Annotated in this window: 9 protein-coding genes; 8 read left to right on the top strand and 1 reads right to left on the bottom strand. The window is 71.1% G+C overall.

The genetic code is table 11. The annotated features are described in order from the left end of the window. From ACYVIP_RS37330 to ACYVIP_RS37320, 3 genes are all read left to right on the top strand, one after another. Positions 1–599 (top strand): lanthionine synthetase LanC family protein (locus ACYVIP_RS37330; protein WP_460405205.1); only part of this gene is annotated, 599 nt, incomplete at its 5' end. A 30-nt stretch (positions 600–629) separates the two neighbouring features. Further along, entirely contained in the window at positions 630–854 is a 225-nt protein-coding gene (locus tag ACYVIP_RS37325; RefSeq protein ID WP_460405204.1) for a hypothetical protein, read from the top strand. 65 nt (positions 855–919) lie between these two features. Beyond that, positions 920–3,841 (top strand): ATP-binding protein, encoded by a 2,922-nt coding sequence (locus tag ACYVIP_RS37320; RefSeq protein ID WP_460405202.1) that lies wholly within the window; start codon positions 920–922, stop codon positions 3,839–3,841. Here ACYVIP_RS37320 and ACYVIP_RS37315 read toward each other — a convergent pair. After that, entirely contained in the window at positions 3,831–4,427 is a 597-nt protein-coding gene (locus ACYVIP_RS37315; RefSeq protein ID WP_460405200.1) for a flavoprotein, read from the bottom strand. The genes ACYVIP_RS37320 and ACYVIP_RS37315 overlap by 11 nt on opposite strands. Positions 4,428–4,805: 378 nt before the next feature. On the opposite strand from ACYVIP_RS37315, the gene ACYVIP_RS37310 reads away from it, so the two are divergent. The 5 genes from ACYVIP_RS37310 (at position 4,806) to ACYVIP_RS37290 (ending at position 9,880) form a co-directional block, all read left to right on the top strand. Next, complete coding sequence (locus tag ACYVIP_RS37310) at positions 4,806–5,993, top strand: hypothetical protein (RefSeq protein WP_460405198.1); 1,188 nt, start codon at positions 4,806–4,808, stop codon at positions 5,991–5,993. Continuing rightward, positions 5,990–8,044 (top strand): tetratricopeptide repeat protein, encoded by a 2,055-nt coding sequence (locus tag ACYVIP_RS37305; RefSeq protein WP_460405196.1) that lies wholly within the window; start codon positions 5,990–5,992, stop codon positions 8,042–8,044. Before ACYVIP_RS37310 ends, ACYVIP_RS37305 begins: the two co-directional genes overlap by 4 nt. Further along, positions 8,041–8,529, top strand: a complete 489-nt coding sequence (locus tag ACYVIP_RS37300; RefSeq protein ID WP_460405194.1) for a flavin reductase family protein — start codon at positions 8,041–8,043, stop codon at positions 8,527–8,529. Before ACYVIP_RS37305 ends, ACYVIP_RS37300 begins: the two co-directional genes overlap by 4 nt. A gap of 149 nt (positions 8,530–8,678) precedes the next feature. Then, entirely contained in the window at positions 8,679–9,293 is a 615-nt protein-coding gene (locus tag ACYVIP_RS37295; protein WP_460405192.1) for a ClpP family protease, read from the top strand. Next, entirely contained in the window at positions 9,290–9,880 is a 591-nt protein-coding gene (locus ACYVIP_RS37290; protein WP_460405190.1) for a ClpP family protease, read from the top strand. The genes ACYVIP_RS37295 and ACYVIP_RS37290 overlap by 4 nt, the downstream gene beginning before the upstream one ends. The last annotated feature ends 5 nt before the right edge of the window (positions 9,881–9,885 follow it).

The raw sequence follows: 9,885 nt of genomic DNA, 5'->3' as shown, positions 1-9,885 counted from the left end.
CCGCCGCGGCCGACGCGGCCACCATCCTCGCCGACCGGCTGGTCCGCTCGCCGCGACCGGACCAGGAGGCCGGCGCGTTCCCCGAGACCGGTTTCGCCGGCGGCCACGAGGGCATCGCCTACGCCCTCGGCCGCGCCACCGGCACCCGGTTCGCCGCGACCTCGGCCGACGTGCTCGCCCGCGCCACGCCACTGGCCGACCGGATCGAGGACACCGACCACGGCTGGTGCGCCGGCCTGGCGGGCGCGCTGCTCGCCCACGACGCCCTTGAGCCGGACATGGCCCGCGCGGTGGCGGTACTGCGCCACCGCAACCCGGTGCGCGACCTCAGCCTCTGTCACGGCGAACTCGGCGTCCTCGAGGCGCTCACGACCCTGGCCGGCCGGGGTCGCGCGGACGCGGCGGCGGCGCTGGCCCCCTCGGTGGCCCGGCTGCTCGGCGCGCTCGACCAGTGGGGCCCGCGCTGCGGCACACCGGACGGGGTGCACACCCCCGGCCTGCTCACCGGCCTCGCCGGCATCGGCTACGGCCTGCTGCGGCTCGGATTCACCGAAAGAGTGCCATCGGTGCTCACGCTTGAGCCAGGTGGACCGATCTAACCAGTAACACAGCCATGGGGAGGAAACAGCGTGCACGAGGAGAATGACCAGGTCAGAGCATGGAAAGACGTCGAGGCCAGAGACGGTGACCTCGAGGACCACCCGGCGGGGAAGGTGTCGCTGCCCGGCCGCGTCACCAACGGACGGGCCGCGATCCTGTCCGGCTACCTTGGCCTCGCGGTCGCCGCCGGGGTGGTGACCAACAACGTGCCGACCATCCCGCAGACCAGTTGGTGTTGTGCGTGGACCTGTTGAGGTGACGGCGGGGCACCGAAAGTCGCGCGCACCACGGATCGAGGGGGGCGGTTTAGTGTTGCCGCATGAGGACAAGGGCGTCGTCCGTGGTGGCGCGGGACGCTGAACTGCGGGTGCTGGACCGGGTGTTGGCCGACGCGCGCGCCAGCACCGGGGGCGCGGTGTTCCTGGTCGGCGAGCCGGGAATCGGCAAGTCCCGGCTCGCCGTCGAGGCCTCCGGTCGCGCCTACGCCGCCGGGATGCGGGTACTGCGCGGGCGGTGCAGCACCATCGGCCCCACCGTCCCGTTCCGGCCGCTGGCCGAGGCGTTGCTGTCCCTGTCCAGGGTGCGGGACCCGGAGCTGGACGGCGCGCTGGGCCCGTACCGGCCGGTGCTCGGCCGGCTGGTACCGGAATGGAGCACCGGCGACTCCCAGCAGGGCGGCGAGTCGCTGGTGATCCTGGCGGAGGGGTTCGTCCGGCTCACCTCGGTGCTCGGCCGGGACACCGGCTGTCTGCTGATCTTCGACGACCTCCAGGACGCCGACGCGGAGACCCTCGCGGTGCTGGAGTACCTGGTGGACAACATCGAGCGGGCGCCGGCGGTCCTGGTGGGCACCATCCGCAACGAGTCGTGCGCCGCGCTGGACCTCGCGCAGTCGATCGCCCAGCGCGGCGCGGGCCTGGTGTGCGCGCTGGACCGGTTCGGCCGGGAGGACACCCGCCTGCTGGTGGCGTGCTGTCTGGAGGTGGAGCCGGCGGCGGTGCCGGAGTCGGTGCTGGCGCCGTTGTGGGAGAGCAGCGCCGGAAACCCGTTCGTGCTCGAGGAGTTGTTGCACAGCATGGTAAGTACCGGGCTGCTGCGGCGCGGTGCCGATGGCTGGCAGCTGGTCGGCGCGCCGAGAACCGAGGTGCCGGCGACGTTGGTGCGCAGCATCTCCCGGCGCACCGACCGGCTCGGCCTGCAGGGCCGCATGCTGTTGTCGGTGGCCGCCGTGCTCGGTCACCGGTTCCCGCTGCCGGTGGTGCAGCGGGTGACCGGGATGGACGACCGGACGCTGATCGGGCACCTGCACGCCGGGGTCGCCGCGCAGCTGGTCACCACCGACGAGCCCGCTCCCGACTGGTATGCCTTCCAGCATCCGTTGACCAGCGAGGCGTTGCTGGCCCAGCTCACCCCGACCGACCGTGCCGAGCTGTCCCGGCGGGCCGCCGACGCCATCGTGGACCTGCATCCGAAGCTGCCGGGGGAGTGGTGCCAGCTGGTCGCCGCCCTACGGGTCCACTGTGGACACAAGGTCGGCGCCGCGGTGCTGTTCGCCGAGGCGGGCACTCGGGCGCTGGCCGCGGGCGCGGCGACGTCGGCGGTGTCGTTGCTGGCCAGGGCGGACAGCCTGCTCGCCGAGCACGATGGCACCGACGGCGCCGAGGTCGACGTGAACCTGCGGGCCGACGTGCTGGAGTCGTTGCTGTACTCGCTGGCCGAGGCCGGCGAGTTCGACCGGGCCTTCGAGCTCGTGGAACGGTTCACCGAGCGCGGATCGGCGCTCGACGCCCGGCGGCTGGCCGTCCTGCACGTGCGCCTTGCCTGGGTGGCCGAGGTCGCCGGCCGCTACGTCGACGGCGTCGCCCACGTCGCCATGGCCAGGGAACTGCTCGGGCCGGAGCCGGCCGACGTCGACGCCGCGCCGCTGGACGCGGTCGCCGCCGACCTCGCGCTCGGCGCGCCGGGACACGACCGCACCGCCGAGGCCGAGGTGCTCGCCCGGCGGGCCGCGGCCATGGCCGAGCGCGCCGGGCTGCCGGCGATCCTGTGCCAGGCCTGGCAGACCATCGGCGACCTCGCCCGGGAGCGGGACCTGGCCGAGGCGAGCGCCTGCTTCGAACGGGCAAGGGCGATCGCCGAGGAACACCGGCTGCCGATCTGGCGGATCTACGCGCTGGTGCGCCTGGCCGGCAACGACTGGCTCGCCGACGCGTGCACCACGAGCCTGCACGAGGCCAGGCTGGAGGCGTTGCGGGTCGGCGCGATCAGCATCGGGTACGTCGTGGACACCACCATCGCCATGCACACCACGCTGTGCGGCGACTTCCCCCGCGCGGCCGAGCTCGCCGACGAGTGCCACGCGGCCACCAGCAAGCTCCGGTTGGCCTACGTGGCCAGGCACGCGCTGCTGACCAGGGCCACGGTGGCCGCGCACCAGGGCAGGCGCCGGGAGCTGGAGCGGGCGCTGACCGAGTTCCGGGCCGCGGACGGGGAACTCGCCCAGGAACGGCCGTTGCGGGTGATGTGCGCGCTGCTCGAGGAGGACCGGGACCGGGTGCTCGCCGAGCTCGCCGGCGCGCTGACCGACACCGGGGAGAATCCGTCCACATTGCACGTGTCGGGCCGGTACGGGCTGTACCTGTTGCTGCGGGTGCTGTTCGGCGAGGCCGGGTGGGACGACTACGACCGGGCGGCCAACAGCTCGACCGGGCGGATGCGGTGGAACCGGCAGTTCGTCGTGCTGGCCCACGCCGTCCTGTTGGGACGGTCGGGGCGGACGGTGGACGCGGTCGCCGCGGTGGCGCGGGCCCAGGACCTCGCCGTGCCGTTCGCGATGGCCCGCCATCTCGGCCTGCGGCTGGTCGCCGAGGTCGCGCACGCGGGTGGCTGGGGCGAGCCGGAGAAATGGCTTCGCCAGGCCGAGGAGTACTTCCACCAGGCGTCGGTGCCGGCGGTGGCCAGCGCCTGTCGGGCGTTGCTGCGCCAGCTCGGGGCGTCGGTGCCGCAGCGGCGCACCGGCACCGAGCGGGTGCCCGCCGAGCTGCGCGCGCTCGGCGTGACGATCCGCGAGTACGAGGTGTTCGAGCTGCTGGTCAACCGCCTCGGCAACAAGGCGATCGCCGCCCGGCTGCACATCTCGCCGCGCACGGCGGAGAAACACGTGGCCAACCTGGTGGTCAAGACCGGTCAGTCATCCCGGGAGGCGCTCAACGACTACGCGTTGGCCTTCTTCACCCGCTGAGCGCCACCTCTTCTGTGGTGTCCGCTGGGTTGTCCTCAGTGGACATGCGCTGCTCCAGCCAGGAGATGATGACCTCGGTCGCCTCGTCCGGCGGGAGCATCGCGATGCCGATCGCGTTCTCCCGCCGCCACAGCTCGAACACCGGCCCCTGCCGGGGATCCACGACGGTGTGCCCGTCACCGCGCAGCGTCTCGACGTTGCGCCGGGTGACCTCCCTGGCCCACATGGACTCGTTCATGCTGGGAAAGAACAACGCCGGCCGCTCGTCGGCCAGGATCGCGGTCTGGGCGGGAGTGCCGGCCAGCCCGTGCGCGGCGGCGGCCACGGTGTTGGCGCTGGCCGGCAGCACTACCAGCCCCACCGACCGGCGCGCCAGCTCGGTGGGGTTCACCGCGGGGTCGGCGCTGGTGTAGACCTCGTCGGCATACCAGGCCAGCGCCGCCGGCTGGACGAACCGTTCGGCGCTGTGGGTGAGCAACACCCGCAGTGGCAGGTCGAGCTCCTGGCGTAGCCAGGTCAGGTAGGGGGCGACCCCGATCGCCGCGCTGGCGCCGCACACGATGATCGTCAGGGCATCGTTTCGCATGGAGCGAAGCATGCGGTGCCGGCGGCCGAGGCGGACAGGTGGCGCACTACCCGTTTTCGTGCGTTCCCCCGGGGTGTTCGAAGTGGTCTGTCCGGAGATTTGGGGGCGGTGTCCCCATGTCCGGGTGCCGGGTTCATGACAGGTTCGTCTGTGCCGGCCGGGTTTCCCGACCAGCACAGGAGAACGGAGAGGGGAGGGGGTGACCCCCGCATGAAGAAGATCGCCATCCGCAAGACGGGCTCGATCAAGCTGACGTCGTCCGCCTCGGCGTACTGCCAGCCCTGTTGCTGATCCGTGAACGGCGTGCTCGCGCCCTGACCACGAGTCCTGCCGGGCGCGGGCACGCCAACCACGGGCGACTTCCCGCGGAGAACTGCGATGACACATCTGGACTTCCACCCACTCACGTTCGTGGCAGAGCCCGACGGCGTGACCGTCGGCCGACCGGACATCGGGTCGTTCGTGCAGCTGCCGGCCGACGGCGCCGAACTGCTGCGCAGGCTGGCCGACGGACTGTCCACAACCGACGCCGCGACCTGGTACGCCACCGAGTTCGGCGAGACCGTCGACCTGGAGGACTTCGTCGACTCCCTGCGGGAACTGGGTTTCGTCCGCACCGGCGACGACTCACCGGCCGAGGCGACCACCGTCTCGCTGCGCACGGCCGGTCGTGCGGCCTTCTCGCCGGTGGCCTGGCTGTGCTACGCGGGCGTGCTCGGCGTCGCGGTGGTCGCCATGGTGGCCGAACCCGTACTACGACCGCACTACCACAATGTCTTCTTCACCTCGTCGCTGGTGATCGTGCAGCTCGTCCTCGCGCTGGCACAGCTGCCCGCGGCACTGCTGCACGAGTTCTGCCACATGCTGGCCGGCAGACGACTCGGCCTGCCCTCCCGGCTCGGGGTCGGCCGCCGCTGGTACTACTTCGTGTTCGAGACCGAGCTGAACGGTCTGCTCGGAGTGCCGCGCGCCAAGCGCTACCTGCCGTTCCTGGCCGGGATGGTCGGCGACCTGGTGCTGTTCGGCTGCCTGATGGTGGTGGCCGTGGTCGACCTGCCGGGTGGGCTGTCGCTCGCCGGCCGGTTCGCGCTCGCCGTCGCCTATGTCACGTTGCTGCGCCTGGCCTGGCAGTTCTACCTGCTCCTGCGTACCGACCTGTACTACGTGCTGACCACCGCGCTCGGCTGCACCAACCCCCACGAGGCGACCGTGGTGTACCTGCGGCGGAAGTTCCGGTCCCTGCCGGGAGTCCGTCCATCCGATGTGGACTTCGCGGACTTCTCGCCCCGTGACCGGAAGACCGCGCCCGCCTTCGCCTGGATCACCGCCGGCGGCGTGCTGGCGCTTCTGGTCACCGCGGTGTTCGCCGTGGTGCCGATCGCCGTCGAGTTCGTCGAGCGGGTCGGCTCGGCGCTGGCCGCCGGCGCGACCCAGGCCAGGTTCTGGGACTCGCTGATCTCACTCGCCCTGTTGGTCGTGCAGTTCGTCGTGCTGCCCCTGCTGGCAGGCGGATCGAGCACGCCGACCCCGTCACCGACCAGAGAACTCCGGGAGGAAGCAGTATGAACAGCCACCTGTGGCTCGTCGTCCCCTGGCAGGGGAGTGCCGAGCCGGCCGACGTAGTCGTCGACTGTCACCGTCAGCTCCGCGGCCCCTACACCGGACTTGGCGCGATACTGCGCGAACTGGTGCCCGCGATCACCGAACGCTGTCCGGATCTGGTGCACCGCAACGTGATCGCGATCCTGTCGGTGGCCCCGGAGCTGCAAAGCGTGGTCGGTGCCGCACCGCAGACCCTGACCTCACTGGCCGTGCCCAGCGAGCGCACCAGGGTCTATCCGGCCAACCGGACCAGACGGCACGCCCACGCCGCGGTGGAGCTGCTGGAGTCCTACGCCGCCCAGACGGGAATCGAGCTGACGCTACGCCTGCGCAACGTCGACCAGGCCGACCACACCGACCAGGAGTTCCTGGCGATCGCGTTGCGCCGAGCCAACTCCGGCCGAGTCCGCCTGATCGCCGAAACCGGCGACGGCCCCCTCACGGAGGAGCTGTCCACGGCACTGGACCGCCACGCCCGCAAAATCATCCTGCCGCAGCCCTCCGCGCCCGGCGACCACCGCACCGTCGCCGAACTGGTCCACGCCTACCTGGACTCGGCCGGCACCACCCGCGATCCCCGGGAGATCGCGGCCTACGAAACGACACCGCAGACCGAACGCACGCGCCTACACGACGAGCACGCCGCCCAACTGTCCACCAGAGACGAACAGAGCCTGCGCCTCGGCGCCCTGCTCTACCACCTGGAACACGGCTCGGACCGGCGGGCAGCGGGCGCGGCGTTGCTGGCAGCCGCGGACTACTGCTTCGACCTCGGCTTCTACCACGTGCTGCTGGAGTACGGCGACCGCGGCCGAGTGATCATCGACCCGACCGAGGAGCCCAACCCCTACTGGCTGCTGAGCACCAAGGTCACCACCGCGCTCGCCGCGATCGGCCGCAGCGAAGAGACCGAGCCGATCTACCTGGAGCTCGCCACCATCGGCACCGACCCCAAAGTACACATGTCGTGCTGCTACGCACTGGCCATGATGTTCACCAGACACCACACGCCAGAGCGCAGAAACCACCGACTGGCCAAAGGCCTGCTGAACAACGCGATCACCATGGCCGGCCTGCTACCGGATTTCGAGGACCGGGTGTTCTTCACCGTCTTCCAACAGAACGGTCTGGCACTGGTGGAAACCCACCTGGGCAACCCGACCGAAGCCCTCCGACTCGTCAGCGAGGGCCTCGCCCGCCTGGACGCCGAACTGCCCGGCCAGAAACACCTGCTGCACCGCTCGGTGCTGGTGAACAACCGAGCCAAGGTCCTGATGATGCTCGGCCGCCTGACCGAGTCGCTCACCGACCTGCACGACGTGATCGACCAGGACCCCAACTACCCCGACTACTACTTCGACCGCGCCGACATCCACCGCAAACTGGGCGACCTCGCGAGCGCGGTCGCCGACTACGACCACGCGATCACCCTGACACCCCCGTTCTGGGAGCTTCACTACAACCGCGCCGACGTCAAGGCCGAACTGGGCGACCACGACGGCGCCATCGCCGACCTGTCCTATGTGGTCGAACTGGAGCCGGACGAGCTGGACGCCAGAATGAACCTGATCGGCCTCCTGCTGGAGACCGGCGACCTGCCCGCGGCGTCAACCCACACCGAGGAAGGCCTCCGCCGGCACCCCACTGAGGCAAGGTTGCTGCACGCCCGAGGCCTGATCGCCCAGGACACCGGCGACCTCGACCGCGCCCGCCAGAGTTTCGACCGCGCACTGGAACTGGACACCCACCTGCTCGCCGCACTGGCCAGCCGCGCGGTCCTCCACCACGACCGCGGCGACAGCCAGGCCGCGCTCGCCGACCTCGACCTGGCCGTGAACCTGGCCCCGGACAACCCGGACCTGCTGTACAACCGAGGTTTCCTCCACCAGGAAGCCGGCCGACTGGCGGACGCGATCCGCGACTACGACGCCGCGCTGGCCCTACCCGGCGCCGACCGCGACGAGCTGTCCCGGCACCGAGCGCAGTGCCTGGCCGAACCGCTGAGCGTCCAGTGACCGCCGTCGGCGAGGTGGTGAACGGGTCGTCCCTCCGCGACTTCATGCGAGGCTGGGCGACGGGCGTCGCCGTGGTCACCAGCCACCTCGCCGACGCGCCGATCGGCTGCACGGTCAACACGTTCACCTCGGTGTCACTGAACCCACCGCTGGTACTGGTATCCCTGAACGAGACCAGCCGAACCCTGCACGCGATCACCGCCAGCCAGGCGTTCGGGGTCAACATCCTGTCCGCGGGCCAGGCCCACCTGGCCACCCACTTCGCCACCGCATCGGGCGACCGCTTCACCAACGTCCCCCACGAGGTGACGCACGGCATCCCGGCCCTGACCGGCGCACTGGCCGTGATGGCGTGCACCGTAGCCGACACCATCACGCTCGCCGACCATGTCCTGGTGTTCGGCACCCCCCAGTGGCTCACCACATCGGCGGTCACCGACCCGGCCGTCTTCTTCGGCGGGCGATACCTGCCCCTCACCTCATAACAGAGCCCGCAGCGAAGGGTCCCTTCACTGCACTGGCCGCAGCGAAGGGACCCTTCGCTGCGGTCCGGACCGGCAGCGCTGCTGTTGGCTGATCTGCCGCCGGCAGAACGGCGAGCGCGCGGCACCCCGGTGGCGGCATCGTCGGGGACATGACCAACGACGACAGGCAACCGCGGTTCGACGACCGGTTGCGGGAACGGTTCCTCAGCCAGCGTGTGCTGGTCCTCGACGGCGTGCTCGACGACGACAACGGAACCGTCCTCGCGACCCAACTGCTCGCCCTCGCCGGCGACGACCCCCGCCGGGACATCGCCCTGTGGATCCACTCGCCCGGCGGTTCGGTGCCGGCGATGCTCGCCATCCGGGACGTCATGCGGCTCGTGCCGTGTGACGTGGTCACGCTGACCCTCGGGCTCGCCTGCAGCGCCGGCCAGTTCCTGCTCTCCGCCGGCACCCCGGGCAAGCGCTACGCCCTGCCCCACGCCCGCATCCTGATGCACCAGGGCTCGGCGGGCATCGGCGGCTCCGCGGTCGAGGTGGAGGTGCAGGCCGACGACCTGCGCCACACCAGGGACACCGTGCTGGGCATCATCGCCGAGGACACCGGGCAGCCGACCGACCGGATCTTCGCCGACTCGCTGCACGACCGCTGGTTCACCGCCGAGCAGGCCCGCGAGTACGGCTTCATCGACCACATCGTCGACCACCTCGGGCAGGTCGTGCCCGTGCGCACCCACGAACTCGGACTGGGAGTGCCGTCATGAGTACCTACACCATTCCCAACGTCGTCACCCGCACCACGGGCGGCGAGCGGATCATGGACGTCTACTCCCACCTGCTCTCGTCGCGGATCGTGTATCTCGGCACGGCCATCGACTCGGGGGTGGCCAACGCGTTGATCGCCCAGCTGCTGCACCTGGAGGCGGAGAACCCGGACCAGGAGATCAACTTCTACATCAACTGCGAGGGCGGCGACCCGTCGGCGATGCTCGCGCTGTACGACACCATGCGCTACATCCAGGCACCGGTGGCCACGACCTGCGTCGGCCAGGCCGTCGCGGCGGGCGCGGTGCTGCTGGCCGCGGGCGCGTCCGGGCGGCGGGCCGTGCTGCCCCACACCCGGGTCGTGCTGCACCAGCCCGCCGCACAGGGCCGGGGCACGATCCCCGACCTCATCCTCCAGGCCGATGAGGTGGTACGGGTGCGTACCCAGCTGGAGGAGATCCTCTCCACCCACACCGGCCGGAGCGTCCAGGACCTGCGGCACGACACCGACCGCGACCGGGTGTTCGACGCGGCCAGCGCGGTCGCCTACGGCCTGGCCGACCACGTCCTCGACCAGCGGACCTGACCGCG

This window comes from Actinophytocola sediminis (genome assembly GCF_054779715.1).
This window is presented reverse-complemented; position numbering and strand designations above follow the sequence as displayed.